Here is an 18,445-nt window from a genome sequence, read left to right on the forward strand (position 1 = left end):
CTTCTTAGTTGGCAACAATGTTTACAACTTTACCCTTAACAACAATCACTTTACGAATTGTCTTACCTTCAAGCTGGCGTTGGACTGTTTCAAGTTCCATCGCTTGTTTTTGAAGTTCTTCATTGCTAGAACCAACAGCCGCTTCAAACTTACCACGCACTTTACCATTGACCTGAACAACACAAGTGATTGTATCTTCCACTAATTTAGCTTCATCATATGTTGGCCAAGGCTCATACGCAATTGTATCTTCGTGACCTAATAATTGCCACATTTCTTCACCAATATGAGGTGTAATACATGAAAGCATCTTCACGATTCCTTCGGCATATGGTTTATAAACGGTGTCAGCCTTATATGCTTCATTCACAAAGATCATCATTTGTGAAATAGCTGTGTTGAAACCTAATGCTTCATAATCTTCGGTAACCTTTTTAACTGTCTGATTATATACTTTATCTAATTTACCATCGTTTGTATCTGTGATTTTACCAGATTCAATAAATAAACGATAAACACGATCAATCCATCTTCTAGCACCATCACATCCTGCCATGGACCATGGTTTACTTTGTTCCAATGGTCCCATGAACATTTCATATAAACGTAGTGTATCGGCACCATATTTCTTTACGATATCTGAAGGATTGACTACATATTCTGGGAATCGTTTACCCATTTTGATTCCATTTTCACCTAAAATCATACCTTGGTGTACTAATTTCTTGAATGGTTCCTTACATGCGACAATACCCTTATCGTATAAATAGTTATTCCAGATACGTGAATACATCAAGTGTCCTACCGCATGTTCTGGTCCACCAACATATAAGTCAACAGGCATCCAGTGCTTTAATAATTCTGGATCGGCCAATTGTTTATCATTGTGTGGATCAATGTAACGTAAATAATACCATGAAGATCCGGCAGATCCAGGCATAGTACTTGTTTCACGAACACCCTTTACGCCATTTTTGTTGTATTGTTTCCATTCTGTCGCATTTTCAAGTGGTGCCTTACCATTGTGTCCTTTGTAGTCTTCAAGTTCAGGTAAAATCAATGGCAACTCTTCATCTGGAAGAACATAGTCTGTTCCATCTTCTAAGTGTACGATTGGTACTGGTTCTCCCCAATAACGCTGACGAGCAAAAATCCATTCACGGAAACGATAGTTAACTGTTTCTTTGGCAATCCCCATATCCACTAATTTTTTCGTAATCGCTACTTTTGCCTCTTCTACAGTAAGACCTGTAAATTCTTCGGAGTTGATTAGCTTGCAGCCTTTTCCTAAATAGTCCTGTTTTTCAAAGGCATGTTCACTTACGTCTTGTCCTTCGATAACTTGAATCCTGTCAATATTGTGGGCAATCGCATATTCAAAGTCACGTTGATCATGACTTGGTACAGCCATGACAGCTCCTGTTCCATAGTTTGCTAAAACGAAATCTCCAATAAAGACTTCAACTTCCCTTCCATTGACTGGGTTGATGGCTTTAATACCTTCTAGACGACATCCTGTTTTTCCTTTATTCAATTCTGTACGGTCCATTTCAGATTTTGAAACCGTTTCTTGAATATAAGCTTTTACTTCTTCTTGATTTTGAATTCTTGGCATTAATTCTTGTACTAAATCTCCATCTGGTGCAAGCACCATGAATGTAATACCATAAATTGTTTCAATACATGTTGTAAAGATAGAGAATTTTCCACCACCAACAATATCAAATTGAACTTCAACACCTGTTGAACGACCAATCCAGTTTCTTTGCATTTCCTTTGTCGATTCTGGCCAATCAATTTCATTTAAACCTTCTAGTAATCGTTCCGCAAAAGCAGCCTGGTCGATACATAGTTGTTTCATATTTTTACGAATAACTGGATATCCACCACGTTCACTCTTACCATCGATAACTTCATCATTCGATAATACTGTACCCAATTCTTCACACCAGTTTACTGGCATGTCTACATATTTGGCATAGCCATCTTTGTACAATTGTTTAAAGATCCATTGTGTCCAATGATAGAAATCTGGATCAGATGTTGCGATCATTTTTGACCAGTCATAGTCAAACCCTAATTCCTGCAACTGTTTTGTGAAAGTCTTGATATTTGTTTGTGTGAAGCCATTTGGGTTATTTCCTGTTTGAACAGCATATTGTTCAGCTGGAAGTCCAAATGAATCATATCCCATTGGGTGAAGCACATTATATCCCTGCATACGTTTCATACGCGAAACAATATCTGTAGCTGTATATCCTTCTGGGTGTCCAGCATGCAATCCGACACCGCTTGGGTATGGGAACATGTCTAGTGCATAAAATTTAGGTTTTGAAAAATCCCAAACATCCGTTTTGAATGTTTCATGATCTGCCCAATATTTCTGCCATTTTTTTTCTACTTCTAAATGATCGTACATATTAGCCTCCTATTAAAAATAAAAAACGTCCTTGAAATCTAAGGACGTTTGTACGCGGTACCACCTTAGTTCACAATTCTCATTGTGCCCTCAAACTCTTTATCGCAGAGTATACGGATAACATTACTCATCAGCTCCTTAGCAAGTTCAAAGGCTGTACAATGCTAAATTTCACCAACTTTAGCTCTCTAAAAATTGTCATTTCCTTCTACTACTCTAATTCATCGCTATGCATCAATTTTATCGTTTTTTTCATTGTTCGTCAATATCAACCGAAACGATTGCCTTATCATCATAATAGATTTTCATTGAAACATCTAAATATGTACATTCAATAAAAGTCTCATGATCTTCAAAATGCACATCTATATTCTGTATCCTTTCATCTTTGTCCTTTATTATTTTTTCACTCGTATGACACAACTTAATGCGATTATTATGATGGATCATATGCTTGGCATGATCTACAATGGATAGTTCAAGAATATTTTGTTGATTCGCTTTTAATAAATACACATTTTGAAGGGTACTCAACGATAAAAAGGATACAATCTGAAGCACAAGAAATAAACACACTAAACTTACTTCACTCGCATACCCATTAATAGAGTTCAAAGTCATAGGTTTTATTCTTCTTTTTGAACCAAACATAATATCCATCTTCTTTCTTATAAAATATAGCCTCATCAATTTGTTCCATATAGATTTCATAGCCAGGACTCTTCACAATGCGATGCTTATCAAAATACAAGACTTTCTTTTCATGATTTAGAATATAACTTAGACAATCCGATTCTATTTTCAAATCATTTGATTGTGCAAGTTCTCTTCTTAATTGTAAAACCGCAAATTGATTCTGCGTATCCACATCCATATGGGCAAATTGTAAAGCACAACGCATAAGCATACAGCCTAATAAGCTGACTAAACTTGTGATAAACAACGCCAACAAAGCTTCAATCAGAGTAAAACCATTTCTTTTCAATTTTTTCATCAATCTTAAGATTCCTTTGGAAATATAAAGTATAAATGCCATTCAATATAAGACTTGCACAAACCAAAATCACAAAGAACGCAAACAAGGCATCTTCGAGTAAAAAGCCATTATTCTTTTTCAAGACGAACCCTCCCAGCTCCAACCTGGAAAACAAGTTTCATTTGACTCGATGCATTTTGACAATGGAGTGACATAGCCTTAGACATGTTGCCCTTGGAATTGTAGTAAAAAGATACATGATCACACGCAATACCATGTGGTATCTTATATTCGACATCATCCATATAGATCGAATCACCAATTTCAACATATACTTTTCGATGTTTTACATACGCTTTTTCCTGAGCCGTAACACATAGAGTCTGCAGATTTTTCATAAACACATATAAAGAAGAGTGCATCTTTGTAGAAAGTCCAAATCCAAGCATAGAAACAATAAGCAGCACCACTAACATTTCAACAAGGGTAAATCCATTCTTATTGGGATACGGCTTGCCCATCTACGATCACCACTTTACTATGATCCGGACATGTATCCTGTCCCTTTTTTAAATAACCAAAATCAATCAATTCCTGCACACTTGTTGGCGTTTCTAATTGATCGATTTCATACAACATGATTTGCGAGTTGACAATTTCAAGTAAAGCTTCACACCCCTTATTGCGAATAATTTTTTCTTTTTGTTGAATATTTGGAAGTGTGATCAATAAAAGTAGCGCAACAATCAACATCACAATCATCATTTCAAGTATTGTAAAACCATTTTTCTTTTCCATTTTTCTTTCTCCTTTTAGAATTGATTTAACATATTGAGTGGCATCATCATAATTTGATAGACAATCAAAACTAAGATTCCAATACTGATATACGAAAACAATTGAATACCCGTCGATATCTTCTTGACAGACTTGTCTAAATCCAAACTGCATTTCTTCATGTACAAGTCAAAAAAGACATGCATTTGGTTGCTCGTTAAGGCATAGACCAACATCTTTTTAAAATCCGAATCAAACACGTCGATTTCTAGAAAACTTTCTTCTAGACTCTTTCCATTTTTTAAACATGAAAGAATTTCATTTGAAACCTTTCCAACAACACTAAAATCTATACACGCTAATGTTTCTAAAATTTCCTGTGTCGAAGTATAAGACTTGTCTAAAGCTTGATACATACATACAAATTGGAGCGATATCATTTTTTTCATTAACCGAAATGGACATTTCATTTTCGAATTGTATTTATAAAACAATACATAATAAAGAAACAAATAGAAGATCATGGATAGAATCGCAAATCCAAACCCCCACTTTAATAGATGGATAAACACAAATACCATCCCATTTGAAATGTAGTCTTTCATTTGAACAAGGACATAGTCTGAAAAGAATAGAATCATAAAGAACGCAAAGATCAATAAAAAGAACGGATAGCTAATCTTCTTTAAAAGTGTTTCAAAAAAAGTATTCGAACTTTTCTCAATTTTATTTACGCAATCCAACGCATCTCTTAAATTTAATTTTTCAGATAGAATTCGCAAATATTTAAAATACAATTTCTTTTGATTTAGAGTAAATATTTCTTGAAGATTCATCCCTTCTTTTAAATACGTTATGATTTCTTCATCCTTTTTAAATGTTAAACGAATCAACGTATCTAATGGCAAGCCTTGATTCATCAACATCGCAAATTGTTCAATTTCATCCCGATAAACTAAGACTATCGTACTTTGCTTGGGCATCCACGATATATCCTTTTTTAATGCCTTCTGTAATCTTTTTAGATAAAGTTTTAAATTCTTTTGGATACCTTCCGTGTTCCAAGACATACTGCAACGTTTTTTGATCCATAATTTCATAAACACATACCTTAGAGTCACCTTTAGAATATAGGCGTTGCGAAATAATGGCCGTACAAACACTAGCCAGATCTTTCTTAGATACACCTAGATCTTCAAGACGACGAATACACTCCTTCCCATCTTTGGCATGAATACTCGTAAAAACAAAGTGACCGGTTAAACTCGCTCTCAAGACCATCTTTGCGGTATAACTGTTTCTTGTTTCACCAATACAAATAATGTCAGGATCATGCCGCAACAATTGTTCAATGCCGACATCATAGGTAAATCCCATACTTTCATTGATCTGCAGCTGCAAGTAAGAATCATCCTCAATCTCAATGGGATCTTCAAGACTGACTACTTTATGCTTTTTAGTTTTGGCAATCTCATGAAGTAAGGCATGTAGAGTCGTGGTCTTTCCACTATTGGTCGGACCTACACTGATGACAAGGCCTTGTCTTAATGGTACAAGTGAATTGAAATAATTCGTGTCTTCTTTCCATAAAGATAAAGCTTTTAGTTCAATCGCATGCATCGTATTCAACATTCGAATAACACCCGTTTGCACGTTATGATTATTCAGCATACTGAAACGACAAAAGATTTCGTGATTATGAAGTAAAATTTTGAATTGGCCACTCTGTGGAACATATGGACTGGTAAGATCCATTCTAGAAATGAACTTGAGATACTCAAAGAATGCAGGCTGCCAAATATCTTGGTAAACATCTAACATATCATTTTGCGTTCGAAGTTTGATTTGAAGTTTTTGATTCTGCATAACAAAATGAATATCACTTGCCTTTTTTTCAATCGCATACGCAATGAGATCTTGCAATAAGTCATCCATTTTTTATCACCCCCTTCTCATATACGAAAAAAAAAGCAGAAATTTTAATAAATTTCTGCATATTTTAAACTTTCGTTCCATTTTTTCTCTTGCGATAAAGAAGTGGATGGGCCATGACCTGGATATACTTTATAATCCTTGTCTAATTGAACCAATTTTTTTAAGGATTGTTTCATACTAGATACAGAGCCTGTTGCCAAATCCATTCTTCCAATAGATCCTTGAAATAAAACGTCTCCAGTAAATAAACAATCTTCAATTTTTAATACAGTTGAACCGATGGAATGTCCTGGACAATACATGGCTTCTATATCAAATCCTGCAATGGTGTTCTTTCCTTCTAAAATGGGTTTACATTTTGCGACACATGTAACATCCATATAGAAGGCAGAAGATGAATTTAAATCGGAATCTTGAAGAAAATCAAATTCATTGGGATTTAAATACACATCGCAATGGAATACATCCACAATCTTATCTACGCCAGAAATATGATCAAAGTGAGCATGTGTTAAAACAATGGCATCTAGAGTGCATTCATTTTCTTTTAAGATGAATTCAAGGTTTGGATACATATCTGCAGGATCAATCAAGATGGCATGATGATTTTCCATCACCAAATAACAATTAGCCTGTACGGGTCCTAAGGGTTGTTGAAGTACTTTCATAGTCTAATACATAAAAAAGACCGAATAAAACGGTCTTTCTTACTTTTTCTCCTTATGTTCAGTCTGCTGATTGCATTTTGGACAATATTTTTTAACAGTCATACGTTCAGGATGTTTTTTCTTATTTCTTGTACCAATATAGTTTTCTTCACCGCAAACAGAGCACTTAAATGTAATACGATCTCTCATGTTCAGTCCTCCTCACATTAGTAATTACTAGTTGATTCTAGCATAACTTACAAGTCAATTTCAAGTCATTTTCAAAATTTTAACTAGCTGGATACAATTCAAAATATGTTTTTACCACTTCTGGCATAACAGCCGTTGTACAAATGTTTGGTGCAACGTTCTTAGTATTCATTGAAGAAGTCGGTGCCGAGCACGCAAAAGACATCGCTGGAGACGAACTTGGTGCATACCCAACTAGGTTTGCGGTTGTATAGTCGCCAACTTCAGCTGTACCTGTTTTAGCCGATACTTCCACGCCAATATCCTTTAGCCCATCCCCACAATAGCCAGAAGATACACAGGCTTTAAATCCTTGTTGCACACGCTCTAAATATTGTGCATTCTTTTCAGGCAATGTAGATTTAATTTTTTTGCCATTACTCACAATTACTTCACTCGAATTGACTTCTGTCGCATAGGCCATAAAGTGTGGTTCATATAAATTACCACCTGAGGCAATGGTTGTACCATATGTAGCCAATTGAAGTGGTGTATACATATCAAACTGACCAATCGAATAGTTTAGTAACATACCTGGTTCAGAACCATAACCCATATAAGAGCTCGATTCATTTGGCACGTCCACACCCGTCTTATTGCCTAGGCCAAACATCGAATAATAAGAACGCATTAAATTTAGCGTACCTTGAAGGTCTGACACAGCTAATGGTTCTTTTTCTACATAGCTTGAACCGGCTAAACGGATGGCTACATTAAACATATAAACGTTACTACTTACTTGTAGTGCAGATACATCATCAACAGGTCCATGTTCTTCATACGAACTAAATTCCTGACCACCAATATTCATAACTTTATCGACAATCACTTCACCTGGACTTACGACATGTTCACTCTCACCCATATAGACAGTAGCCCCTTTGATACAAGATCCGGGGTTCACTAAAGACATATAGTTACCAGAGGCAAAGTAAGTCATTTCTTTAGTGTCTAAATCCATTTGGTAGCCGGACATCGCAAGTACCGAACCATCTTTTGAATTTAAAACAGTCGTAAATAAAGATTGGAAGTTTTCACGATTTTTCGTACCCCCATTCTCACTCAAAGTATTCTTTAATACATTATCTAATGTAGATTGAAGATCTATATCAATTGACAAGTGAATGTCATATCCTTTTTTAGCTTCCTGAATCACTTCTTTTTGCGCTAGCCCCTTTGAATCATAGGTGATCTTGGCAATTTCTGGAGTTCCTGCTAGTAAATCATTATATTGATATTCTAGGCCCGATTTCCCAACACTTGCATTATATTGATAACCTTTAGATAGATAATAACTGGAAAGCTCACTTGGTAATCCTTGGGTACTTGTAGTAACACTACCTAAAACGTCGGATAAAGATTCGCCATATGGATATTCGCGTTTCCAGCCTCCAAAATCAACGTCAAAACCAGGAAAATCCGTTTTATGTTCCACCAAATACGCGACATCATCATCACTGATATCTTCTAATACAACATTTTCTTGACCTGTACTTTGTTTGGCCACCATTCTTTGGTAGATGACACACATCTTTAGATCGGCCTGAGACATTTCTCCAATTTGTTTCTTACCAATACGATCCATTAAAATTTGATATCTTTTACTTTCAGCATCACCACCCCATGCCCCATTTTTATATTGTTTAAATTCTTTAGCAGTCAATAAATGATTGGCGGCATATTCACTATCACTTGGTGATAAGAATGATTTGTAAGTGATATACGCTTGTTTTTTATCTTCATCCGTAAAATCTTTAGCACTGACACTGAAGACTTTTACAATACGCTTGGCATAAAGTTCATAATCATCTTCATCAAAATTATTGGGTGAAGTAAAAACGATATTGTGACTGACTACTGTTTTAGCTAAGATTCTTCCCTTACAATCATAAATCTGTCCTCGTGGTGCCGATGTATATTGTTTGATGGACGTATAGTCTTCACGCTTTGCGGTATAGTCATTATATGAAATGATCTGCAGATAAAACAATCGTAAAAAGATGACCAAGAAGCACACGACTATTGTGAGTGTAAGTATCAATATACGATTGGAAATGACTTGATCAACAGATACATTTTGATTTGCCCTTTTCAATGTTTTTCTACTCTTTTTCAATTGGATCCCCCTTTGTACGAAACAATATATATTATACACGTTTCCAAGATGAAATGGAAAAAAAAGAAGGAATGGCGTATACTTTAGTCATGGAGGTTGTCTATGAAAAGAACAGAAACTCGTCAAGTAAAAGTAGGAAATCTTGAAATTGGACATAATAATCACGTCATTATTCAGTCTATGTGTAACATAGAGACTAAAAAGGCCGATGAAGTTGCCAAACAAATTTTAAGCCTAGAAAAAATGGGATGCGAATTGATTCGTGTCAGCTGTATGGATATGGAGGATGCCAAAGCCATTAAAGATATTAAGAAACAAATTCATATTCCATTAGTAGCCGATATTCATTTTGATTATCGTTTAGCCTTGGCATGTATTGAGGCAGGCGCAGATAAGATTCGTTTAAATCCAGGTAATATTGGGGCTAGAGAAAATGTAGAAAAGGTTGTGAAGGCGTGTAAAGAAAAACACATTCCTATTCGTATTGGAATCAATGGTGGTTCTTTAGAAAAGGATATTCACGAAAAATATGGTAGGCCAACAGCCCAAGGTATGATTGAAAGTGCTAAAAGACATGTACAAATTCTAGAAGATCTCGATTTCTATGATACTGTATTATCTTTTAAATCAAGTGATCCATTACTTTGTATTGAAGCCTATCGCTTGGCTGCCCAAACCTTTGATTATCCATTACACTTAGGTGTAACCGAAGCTGGTACCACAATGACAAGTGCCATTAAGTCCAGCTTAGCTTTAGGTACATTATTAAATGAAGGTATTGGAAATACAATTCGTATTAGTGTGAATGGGGCTCCTGAAAAAGAGATTCCAATTGTCAAAGAATTATTAAAAGATTGTAAATTGATTCAAAACGTACCGAATCTAATCGCATGTCCAACTTGTGGACGTACACAATGGGATATGGAGCCGGCCGTAAATGAGATTGAAAGCTATCTTCAAACCGTCAATAAAGATGTCACAGTAGCCATCATGGGATGTGCTGTCAATGGTCCGGGAGAAGCAAAACATGCCGACATTGCAATTGCAGGCGGCAAAAAAGAGGGGTTATTAATCAAGAAGGGTGAAATCATTGAAAAGATTCCTCAAGACAAGATTGTGGCTCGTTTAAAGGAAGAAATTGAAAAGTTTTAAAAAATCTCAGCGCAAAGCTGAGATTTCTTCTTTATAAGGCGCCTTTCCATCAATAAAAGGTGTCTCTAATATTTTTGTGACATGTTCTAATTTAGGATGATGCACAATGGAGTGCAATACATCAAATCCTATATAACCTTTGCCTAAATTTTCGTGCCGATCCTTATGTGCACCAAGTGGATTCTTAGAATCATTGATATGCATACATAAAAGATTCTCTAAACCTAAAATAGAATCAAATTTATCTAAAACTTCATCAAAATGCGTAATATCATACCCGGCATCCCAAATATGACATGTATCCATACAATAGCCAACACGCGATTTTTTATGGATTCCTTCATAGATTTTGGCTAACTGTTCAAAGGTAAAGCCACACTCATTGCCTTTTCCAGCCATCGTTTCTAGGGCAATCTTAACTTCTGTATCATCATGATCTAACACTTCATTTAAACCATTGATAATCCATTCAATACCCACATCCATACCCGCTCCTACATGACTTCCTGGATGCAGTACAAGTGTTTTTGCACCAATTTGAGAAACACGCTCTAATTCCGTCTTTAAAAAGTCTTGACCAAACTGGGCTGTTTCTGGTTTTAGAGCATTAGCCAAGTTAATGATATACGGTGCATGTACAATCACGCGATCGATAGAAAAATTGTGTTCAGCCATATAGTCTTTGGCTTCTTCTATCTTTAATTTAGATACGTCCACACGACGCGTATTACTTGGAGGACCTGTATAGATCATACAGGCATTCGCTCCATAGGATAGTGCTTCTTCAATAGCGCCTTTAAAGTAATTTGGAGCTTTAAAAGATACGTGACTACCTAAATAGATCATACGTCCATTCCTTTTTGGCGTTGTCTTTCTTTAGCACGCTCTTTTTGTTGGCGCTTAATATCCGACTTAATCATTTCACGACGCTTCCTACGTTTCATACGATCAATTTCCTGGCGTTGTCTTTTCTTATAGTTTGGTTTTACTTTCTTTTTCTTGTGAACGATTTTTTCCACTTCTTCATGAAATTCATCCTTTTTCATAGGACGCTTGTTCACATATGGTTTTAAATCTACAAATTGTTTATTCTTTACATCCTGATGTTCAAATTCAATGCCTTGTTTGATTAATGACTGAATTGATTTCGCATCACTTTCTTTATATAAAGCGATACATTGTCCATCACGACTCGCTCTTCCAGTACGACCTGCACGGTGGATATAGAATTTTAAATCTTTTGGGAATCCACAACTAATAACGTGCGTAATTCCTTCTAAGTCAATTCCACGACTGGCAATATCGCTGGCTACAATGTAACTTTTCTTCTGGCTTTGAATCATTTTAATGGCCTGCATACGCGCACGTGATTCAAGCCCTGAGTGAAGTTCGACTAGATCATATCCATTTTCACGCATGGTTTTCGCAATACTTTGAGCTTCTAGTGTAGTATTCGCAAAAATCAAACATACATAAGGTTGAATACATGGAAGTACGTCTAAGATCTTTTGTTCGTAGCTCTTATGCTTACAAGGAACTAAAATGTGTTTTACATCGCTTTGGAAAGCTTCTTCCTTTTTGATTTCAATAAATTCTGGATCATATAAATATTTCTTTAAGAATGGTTGTAAAGATTCTGGAATAGTTGCTGAGAAAACCATCATTTGAACCTTCTTATCCATCTTCGATAGAATTTCATCAATATCTTCTAAGAAACCAAATTCTAATGTCATATCCGCTTCATCGATTACGACAATTTTAGCCGTATCCAAACGCAAGACATTATCTTTAATAAACATGTCTTTCATTCTTCCAGGCGTACCAATGACGATTTGTGGCTGCTTTTCCATTTGTGTCACTTTTTCCATACCACCTGTGACTAATTTCACGCGTACATTGAAGTGTTTGGCAATCTTACGACAACGATCATACAATTGATATGCAAGTTCTCTAGTTGGAGCTGAAATAACAGCTTGTACACAGTCTTGATCAAAGTCTAGCATTTCAAAGATAGGCATAAAGAAAGCATGTGACTTTCCTGATCCTGTACTTGATACACCAATGATATCTCTATTTTTATTTTTACGATTTAACACCTGTTCTTGAATCGGTGTTAAAGTTTTAAAATGTTCTAAATCCATTATTTCTTGAATACGATTATTCATTATTTTCACATCCTTTACTTTAGTATTATCCCAAAATTCTTCCCATTTTACAAATACAAAAAATTAGGGCATAATGTATACATGAAAACACAAAATATCATTATAGTCAAGCCTCAGGGCTATTGCGGTGGGGTTTTAAAAGCCATTGAAACCGCCAAAAAAACAAGAATTCAATATCCAGATCAAAAGATTACCATATTGGGTAATCTAGTGCATAATCAATATGTCAAAAAAGCGCTTCAATATTATTCAATTGATACCATTGAAGATAAGACAAAGACACGCGTGGAATTATTAGATGAAATCCATGAAGGCATTGTGATCTTTACAGCGCATGGCGTCAGTCCTAAAGTCTATGAAAAGGCCAAAGAAAAAGGATTGATTTTGGTGGATGCGAGTTGTCCATTTGTACTTCAAACACAAAAGATTGTGAAGCAATATTTAGATGAAGAGTATACCATTCTCTATATTGGTAAAAATAAACATCCCGAAGCCGAATCTATTTATACAATGAGTGAGCATGTGCATTTGATTGAACCACATAAAGAGATTCCTAAAGTGAATACTTCAAAGATCTTTGTGACAAACCAGACTACTATGTCGATCTATGAATTGAAGGATACGTTTGAAAAAATTAGACGCTTATACCCGAATGCCCTCTTCCACGATGAGATTTGTAACGCTACGCGTGTTCGGCAACAAGCTATTTTAGATTTAAAAAACGTCGATTGTTTGATTGTCGTGGGAGATCCAACTAGTAACAATTCGCAAAAACTTGTTGATATTGGAAAACAGGCTGGCATTGAACATGTCTTCTCGATTCAAACGGCCGAAGATATTGATAAGAAAGATTTTGAAAAATATACCACAATTGCGATTACAAGTGGTGCAAGTACGCCTACGTATTTAACGAATCAAGTCAAAGATTATTTATCTTTCGATATGAAAAAACCAAAAATCCGTATTCAGGAAATTCTGTGAGTACGGATTTCTTTTATATATTCAATTTTTTCAATAAATTCAGGTTTATTGACTTTGGAAAGAATATTTTTATACTTATTCTCTTCAAAATCTAAATACGCTGCATATATTTCATCAATAAGCATGTTTACACCAAAGTAAAGTTGGGATGTAGAAACCTCTTGTTCCTTATCTTCGCAAACACAATCAAGAATAGGATAGTAGTGTCCATGATCATAAATCATTTTTTCTCTTACAATATGAATATGATGATCGTGTAAATATTCTCTTAAGGCAAAATCATCTTTATGACAAGATAATAAAAGACGTAAACCACGATACAAATTTCCCTTTGATAGGATATCGATAATAAGTTTTCCTCCCATGCCACAAATAATGATTTGGTCTACATCGCTTTCTAAGCCCTGAATGCCATCTAATAATCGACAAGATACCAAATCGGATAAGTGATTCTCTTCAATCGTTTTCTTGGCATTATCTAATGGGCCTTGTGCCACATCACAGGCATAGCCTTTTTTAGATTGATGATTCAGAATGGCGTTGCAGACAACATAGGCATGATCACAGCCAATGTCCGCAATGCACTCTCCATTCACCCATTCTAATATTTCTTGAATTCGATTCGAACAAGGTATCATTATTTTACGAAATCTCTTAAACGCTTGCAACGATTTGGATTTTTCAATTTACGTAATGCCTTGGCTTCAATCTGACGAATACGCTCACGTGTTACGTTAAATTCTTTGCCAACTTCTTCAAGTGTACGAGTTCTTCCATCTAACAAGCCAAAACGCAAACGCAATACTTTTTCTTCACGTTCTGTAAGACCTTGTAGAACGGCATTGATTTCGTCTTTTAATAATTGGTTGTTTGTGTAATCATCTGGAGATAATGTATCCTTATCTTCAATGAAGTCACCTAAGTGCGAGTCGTCTTCTTCACCGATTGGTGTTTCTAGGCTGACTGGATCCAGGGCAATCTTTTGGATTTCACGAACCTTTTCCGCTGAAATATTCTCCATCTTTTCGGCAATTTCTTCTGGTAATGGATCACGACCTAAATCTTGCACCAATTGACGTTGAATACGCGTTAGTTTATTGATCGTTTCAACCATGTGTACGGGAATACGAATTGTACGTGCCTGGTCTGCGATTGCACGTGTAATAGATTGACGAATCCACCATGTCGCATATGTAGAGAATTTGAAACCTTTTGTGTAGTCAAATTTTTCAACAGCTTTAATTAGACCACAGTTTCCTTCTTGAATCAAATCTAAGAACAACATGCCACGTCCTACATATTTTTTAGCGATAGATACAACTAAACGAAGATTTGAAGAAATCAACATTTGTTTGGCTTGTTCACCGTCCGCAATGACTTTTGCGAGTTTCTTTTTCTCTTCATCACTTAAATCAGGTTTTTTCATCGCTTCTTTGGCTTCTTCCCCTTCTTGGATCTGACGAGCAATGATGGGCTCTTCTTTTGGATCCAACAATGGAATTTGACCAATTTCTTTTAGATACATCTTAACGGGGTCATTAATCTTGGCATGAGATGCATTAGCGAATGTCTTTTCCAATTGCGAAATTTCTTCCGCAATTGAATCTTCTTCGTCCAAATCCTCGTCGCTTAGATCATCGTCTAAGACTTCATCATCATCTAATTCGTCCCCATCGATAAATTCGATTAAGTTTTCGTCGATCCAGTTATATAGATCATCCATTGTATCATCATCTAAATTTAAAGCACTTACCGCATCTAAGAATTGTTTTTGGGAAACATCGGCATTTTCTTCTTTACTCTTCAGCAAGAATTCTTTTGCCTCTTCTAAGCTTGTAAACTTTAATTTTTCATTTGCCATTCTTTCATCCTTCCTTTCGATGTAAGATTTCATTTCTTTGAATAATTAATTCCTGTTTTTTACTAGCCAAGGAAATCTTTAACATCGGATCTTGCACACTCTTGATCTGATCATTGAGATTGTCAATTTGGGCTTGTAAAGTACATTCTTTGATCTTCATTAAACTATCGTTAAAGAAGTCTTCATTATATCCATCAACATGAAACGCGTTTTCCATCAGGCTTACCAACAAATTACGGACGTCTTCTTTTTCAATGTAGCTCATCAGTACATCAAAATCAATGTGGTCCATATTTCGATACATGTCGTAACAATATAATGACAATTCTTCACAGACTGGATCTTGGAAAAAACCAATCTGATCTTTGAATTGATCGGCCGCAAGTTTACTGTTTAGAATCATCCATAAAACACCGTGTTCGGCAAGTGTTCTTCCATTTTTTAATGGCTCTATATTTCGAACCACAGCCGCATTATTTCTGGATTCTTTTTTGGGTGCCGGAATATTTGCAGATTGATGTGATAAATCAAATCCTGTCAAATCTCGGATACGAGAATAATAATCGGCCTTTTCAAAATCGGTACATGTCCTTTCAATGAATGACTGCATTTCCGATGTGAATTTTTTCTTATCCTCGTAATTGTCTAAATCATATTGGTTCGGTAAATAATCAAATAAGAATTCTACAAATGATACAGTTTTATGAACAGATAAATAGAGTTCATCTTTTCCTAGTTCATTAAAGATTTCATCTGGGTCTTTACCGGTTGTATTTTTTACTATGGAAAAATTCAGTCCGTAATCAACGGCTAATTTTCCAAACTTATAGGTAGCGGCTTTACCAGCTCGATCCCCATCGTAACAGACAACCAAAGGAACGTTTAAGCGTTTTAATAGCGTTATTTGTTCTTTTGTACAAGCTGTTCCTAAACAAGCAATACTTTCATGAATATCTGCCTTTTCAAAGGCAATGACATCCATAGCTCCTTCAACTAATATGCATCGCTTGTTCTTTTTCGCAAATGCTTTGGCTCTATGATAATTAAAAATCAAATTGCCCTTATGATAGATCTTTGTTTCAGAAGTGTTGATATATTTGGCTACATCCTTATCCTCATTTAAGCGCCTGGCCGTAAATCCAACGGGATTTCCATTTTCATCATGAATTGGAATCATCAATCGATTGTCGAATACGGCATAGGTATCTAGATCGTGAGTACGAATTAAACCTGTATCTGTGAGTATTTGTTCGTTAAAACCTTTTGCCTTGAGATACTTCACACTACGACTCGATTCAGGTGCATACCCAATCTCAAATCTTTTTATAATATCTTCATTTATTTTTCTTTGACTTAAATACCTTTTCACGCTTTCGCCATTCTCACTCTGCAACTCATATGTTAAAAAGCGAATGTACGATTGAACGCAGTCATATAAAGGCTGATTTTGATCAACCTTGAGTTGAAACTGACTTTTATCCATGTGTAAAGGATAATGAATCAGTTCTGCAACCTTACAAACGGCTTCTAGAAATGAAATGTTTTCAATCTTTTGTACAAATGTGAAGACGTTTCCTCCAGTACCGCATACGAAACATTTAAATATTTGTTTATCAGTTGAGATTGATAAACTAGGATCGTGATCATCATGAAATGGACAAATTGCTTTATAGTCTTTGCCTTTTTTTTCTAATGTGATATAACGGGACATCACATCAACAATATCAGCCTGCTGACGAATGGCCTTTATATCATCTTCTGATATCCAGCTCATTAAAATTCAATTCTTTTTTCAATATATGAAACAAGGTCATCTAAAGCGATACGTTCTTGTTGCATAGTATCACGATCACGAACCGTAACACATCCATCGTTTGCGGTTTCGAAATCTACCGTAACACAGAATGGTGTACCAATCGCATCTTGACGACGGTAACGTTTACCAATGCTTTGTGCATCATCGTACGTTACACTAAAGTGTTTAGCTAATTTAGCGAACACTTCATCCCCTTGATCAGATAATTTTTTAGAAAGTGGAAGTACAGCTACTTTATATGGAGCTAATGCCGGGTGTAATTTTAAGACAACACGAGAATCATTTTCTAATTGTTCTTCTTGGTAAGCTTCACACATTACGGCCAACATCAAACGTTCAACACCTACACTTGGTTCGATAACGTATGGAATGTATTTTTCGTTTGCTTCTTGATCAAAATATTCTAAGTTTTGTTTAGAAGTTGTCTGGTGTGCTTTTAAGTCAAAGTCCGTACGGTCTGCGATACCCCATAATTCACCCCACCCGATGGGTTCAGAGAAGTGGTATTCGATATCACTTGTACCATTTGAGTAGTGTGCTAATTCTTCTGGATCATGAGCACGTAAACGAATGTTTTCTTCGTTGATACCCAAATCCTTTAAGAATTGAACACAGTTTTTACAATAGTATTCAAACCAATCTAAATCCGTTCCTGGTTTACAGAAGAATTCAAGTTCCATCTGTTCAAATTCACGTGTACGGAAAATGAAGTTTCCTGGTGTAATTTCGTTACGGAAACTCTTACCAATCTGTCCAATACCGAATGGTAACTTTTTACGCATTGTTCTTTGTACGTTTTTGAAGTTGACAAAGATTCCCTGTGCAGTTTCTGGACGCAAATAGATTGTACTCTTCGCATCTTCTAATACACCTTGGAATGTTTTGAACATCAAGTTAAATTGACGAATGTTTGTAAAGTTTTTAGCTCCACATTTTGGACATGTAATTTCATGTTCAGCGATATAGTTTTCCATATCTTCATTTGACATACCACCACAGTTTACTGTGTGATTGCTGGCTTCTTCAATCAATTGATCCGCTCTAAAACGGCTCTTACATTCTTTACAATCCATTAATGGATCACTAAATCCGCCAACGTGACCACTGGCAACCCATACATTAGGGTTCATTAAGATTGCACTCTGCAATCCTACATTGTGTTCACTTTCCTGGATGAAACGTTTCCACCATGCATTTTTAATATTGTTCTTTAATTCAATGCCTAAAGGACCAAAATCCCAAGTATTTGCCAAACCACCATAAATTTCTGAACCTTGGTAAACAAATCCAGAGGTTTTCATGTGATTTACTACATCATTGAATGTCTTTTCGTTCATGTTATTTACCTCAT

19 protein-coding genes and 1 other annotated feature are annotated in these 18,445 nt (G+C 35.7%); of the genes, 2 read left to right on the forward strand and 17 right to left on the reverse strand.

The genetic code is table 11. From position 1 onward, the window contains the following. Positions 1 to 4 precede the first annotated feature (4 nt). From leuS to H8911_RS01185, 11 genes are all read right to left on the reverse strand, one after another. Positions 5 to 2,419 (reverse strand): leucine--tRNA ligase, encoded by a 2,415-nt coding sequence (leuS, locus tag H8911_RS01135; protein ID WP_186998428.1) that lies wholly within the window; start codon positions 2,417 to 2,419, stop codon positions 5 to 7. A gap of 37 nt (positions 2,420 to 2,456) precedes the next feature. Continuing rightward, positions 2,457 to 2,653: a binding site (T-box leader), on the reverse strand. Positions 2,654 to 2,671: 18 nt separating this feature from the next. Then, positions 2,672 to 3,040 carry a hypothetical protein gene (locus H8911_RS01140; protein WP_117923843.1) on the reverse strand — a complete coding sequence of 123 codons (369 nt, stop codon included), beginning with the start codon at positions 3,038 to 3,040 and terminating at the stop codon, positions 2,672 to 2,674. Beyond that, complete coding sequence (locus tag H8911_RS01145; RefSeq protein WP_158567575.1) at positions 3,021 to 3,413, reverse strand: prepilin-type N-terminal cleavage/methylation domain-containing protein; 393 nt, start codon at positions 3,411 to 3,413, stop codon at positions 3,021 to 3,023. The genes H8911_RS01140 and H8911_RS01145 overlap by 20 nt, the downstream gene beginning before the upstream one ends. Further along, the gene (locus tag H8911_RS01150; RefSeq protein ID WP_158567574.1) at positions 3,376 to 3,537 is read right to left on the reverse strand and encodes a hypothetical protein; all 162 of its coding nucleotides are present in this window, start codon (positions 3,535 to 3,537) and stop codon (positions 3,376 to 3,378) included. The genes H8911_RS01145 and H8911_RS01150 overlap by 38 nt, the downstream gene beginning before the upstream one ends. Continuing rightward, complete coding sequence (locus tag H8911_RS01155) at positions 3,524 to 3,916, reverse strand: prepilin-type N-terminal cleavage/methylation domain-containing protein (RefSeq protein ID WP_186998429.1); 393 nt, start codon at positions 3,914 to 3,916, stop codon at positions 3,524 to 3,526. Before H8911_RS01155 ends, H8911_RS01150 begins: the two co-directional genes overlap by 14 nt. Continuing rightward, positions 3,894 to 4,193: a competence type IV pilus major pilin ComGC gene (comGC, locus tag H8911_RS01160; protein ID WP_117571621.1), complete on the reverse strand. Its 300-nt coding sequence runs from the start codon at positions 4,191 to 4,193 to the stop codon at positions 3,894 to 3,896. The genes H8911_RS01155 and comGC overlap by 23 nt, the downstream gene beginning before the upstream one ends. 14 nt (positions 4,194 to 4,207) lie before the next feature. Next, complete coding sequence (locus tag H8911_RS01165) at positions 4,208 to 5,155, reverse strand: type II secretion system F family protein (RefSeq protein ID WP_186998430.1); 948 nt, start codon at positions 5,153 to 5,155, stop codon at positions 4,208 to 4,210. Then, positions 5,115 to 6,107: an ATPase, T2SS/T4P/T4SS family gene (locus H8911_RS01170; RefSeq protein WP_186998431.1), complete on the reverse strand. Its 993-nt coding sequence runs from the start codon at positions 6,105 to 6,107 to the stop codon at positions 5,115 to 5,117. The genes H8911_RS01165 and H8911_RS01170 overlap by 41 nt, the downstream gene beginning before the upstream one ends. 44 nt (positions 6,108 to 6,151) lie before the next feature. Continuing rightward, positions 6,152 to 6,775 carry an MBL fold metallo-hydrolase gene (locus H8911_RS01175; protein WP_186998432.1) on the reverse strand — a complete coding sequence of 208 codons (624 nt, stop codon included), beginning with the start codon at positions 6,773 to 6,775 and terminating at the stop codon, positions 6,152 to 6,154. 39 nt (positions 6,776 to 6,814) lie between these two features. Further along, positions 6,815 to 6,964 (reverse strand): 50S ribosomal protein L33, encoded by a 150-nt coding sequence (gene rpmG, locus H8911_RS01180; protein WP_003864966.1) that lies wholly within the window; start codon positions 6,962 to 6,964, stop codon positions 6,815 to 6,817. Between the two features lie 79 nt (positions 6,965 to 7,043). Beyond that, the gene (locus H8911_RS01185; protein ID WP_227402525.1) at positions 7,044 to 9,119 is read right to left on the reverse strand and encodes a peptidoglycan D,D-transpeptidase FtsI family protein; all 2,076 of its coding nucleotides are present in this window, start codon (positions 9,117 to 9,119) and stop codon (positions 7,044 to 7,046) included. Between the two features lie 102 nt (positions 9,120 to 9,221). On the opposite strand from H8911_RS01185, the gene ispG reads away from it, so the two are divergent. Continuing rightward, a complete protein-coding gene (ispG, locus tag H8911_RS01190; RefSeq protein WP_117923830.1) occupies positions 9,222 to 10,271 on the forward strand; it encodes a flavodoxin-dependent (E)-4-hydroxy-3-methylbut-2-enyl-diphosphate synthase in 1,050 nt (349 codons plus the stop codon). Between the two features lie 6 nt (positions 10,272 to 10,277). On the opposite strand, the gene H8911_RS01195 is transcribed toward ispG, so the two are convergent. Next, positions 10,278 to 11,117 (reverse strand): deoxyribonuclease IV, encoded by an 840-nt coding sequence (locus H8911_RS01195; RefSeq protein WP_117923828.1) that lies wholly within the window; start codon positions 11,115 to 11,117, stop codon positions 10,278 to 10,280. Next, complete coding sequence (locus H8911_RS01200) at positions 11,114 to 12,436, reverse strand: DEAD/DEAH box helicase (RefSeq protein WP_186998433.1); 1,323 nt, start codon at positions 12,434 to 12,436, stop codon at positions 11,114 to 11,116. The genes H8911_RS01195 and H8911_RS01200 overlap by 4 nt, the downstream gene beginning before the upstream one ends. 81 nt (positions 12,437 to 12,517) lie before the next feature. On the opposite strand from H8911_RS01200, the gene ispH reads away from it, so the two are divergent. Next, complete coding sequence (ispH, locus tag H8911_RS01205) at positions 12,518 to 13,417, forward strand: 4-hydroxy-3-methylbut-2-enyl diphosphate reductase (RefSeq protein WP_117923824.1); 900 nt, start codon at positions 12,518 to 12,520, stop codon at positions 13,415 to 13,417. Here ispH and H8911_RS01210 read toward each other — a convergent pair. Genes H8911_RS01210 through H8911_RS01225 form a run of 4 tightly spaced genes read right to left on the reverse strand, consistent with a single transcriptional unit; the run spans position 13,402 to position 18,431 of the window. Beyond that, on the reverse strand, positions 13,402 to 14,055 hold the full coding sequence (locus tag H8911_RS01210; protein ID WP_186998434.1) for a tRNA (adenine(22)-N(1))-methyltransferase: 654 nt from the start codon (positions 14,053 to 14,055) through the stop codon (positions 13,402 to 13,404). The genes ispH and H8911_RS01210 overlap by 16 nt on opposite strands. Next, the gene (gene rpoD / locus H8911_RS01215) at positions 14,055 to 15,278 is read right to left on the reverse strand and encodes an RNA polymerase sigma factor RpoD (RefSeq protein WP_186998435.1); all 1,224 of its coding nucleotides are present in this window, start codon (positions 15,276 to 15,278) and stop codon (positions 14,055 to 14,057) included. The genes H8911_RS01210 and rpoD overlap by 1 nt, the downstream gene beginning before the upstream one ends. A 4-nt stretch (positions 15,279 to 15,282) precedes the next feature. Then, on the reverse strand, positions 15,283 to 17,052 hold the full coding sequence (gene dnaG / locus H8911_RS01220; RefSeq protein WP_117923818.1) for a DNA primase: 1,770 nt from the start codon (positions 17,050 to 17,052) through the stop codon (positions 15,283 to 15,285). Then, positions 17,052 to 18,431, reverse strand: coding sequence for a glycine--tRNA ligase (locus H8911_RS01225; RefSeq protein WP_118114510.1), 1,380 nt, complete (start codon positions 18,429 to 18,431; stop codon positions 17,052 to 17,054). The genes dnaG and H8911_RS01225 overlap by 1 nt, the downstream gene beginning before the upstream one ends. Between the last annotated feature and the right edge of the window lie 14 nt (positions 18,432 to 18,445).

Source organism: Holdemanella hominis, from assembly GCF_014306155.1.
In the GTDB taxonomy this organism is placed as follows: Bacteria; Bacillota_I; Bacilli_A; order Erysipelotrichales; family Erysipelotrichaceae; genus Holdemanella; species Holdemanella hominis.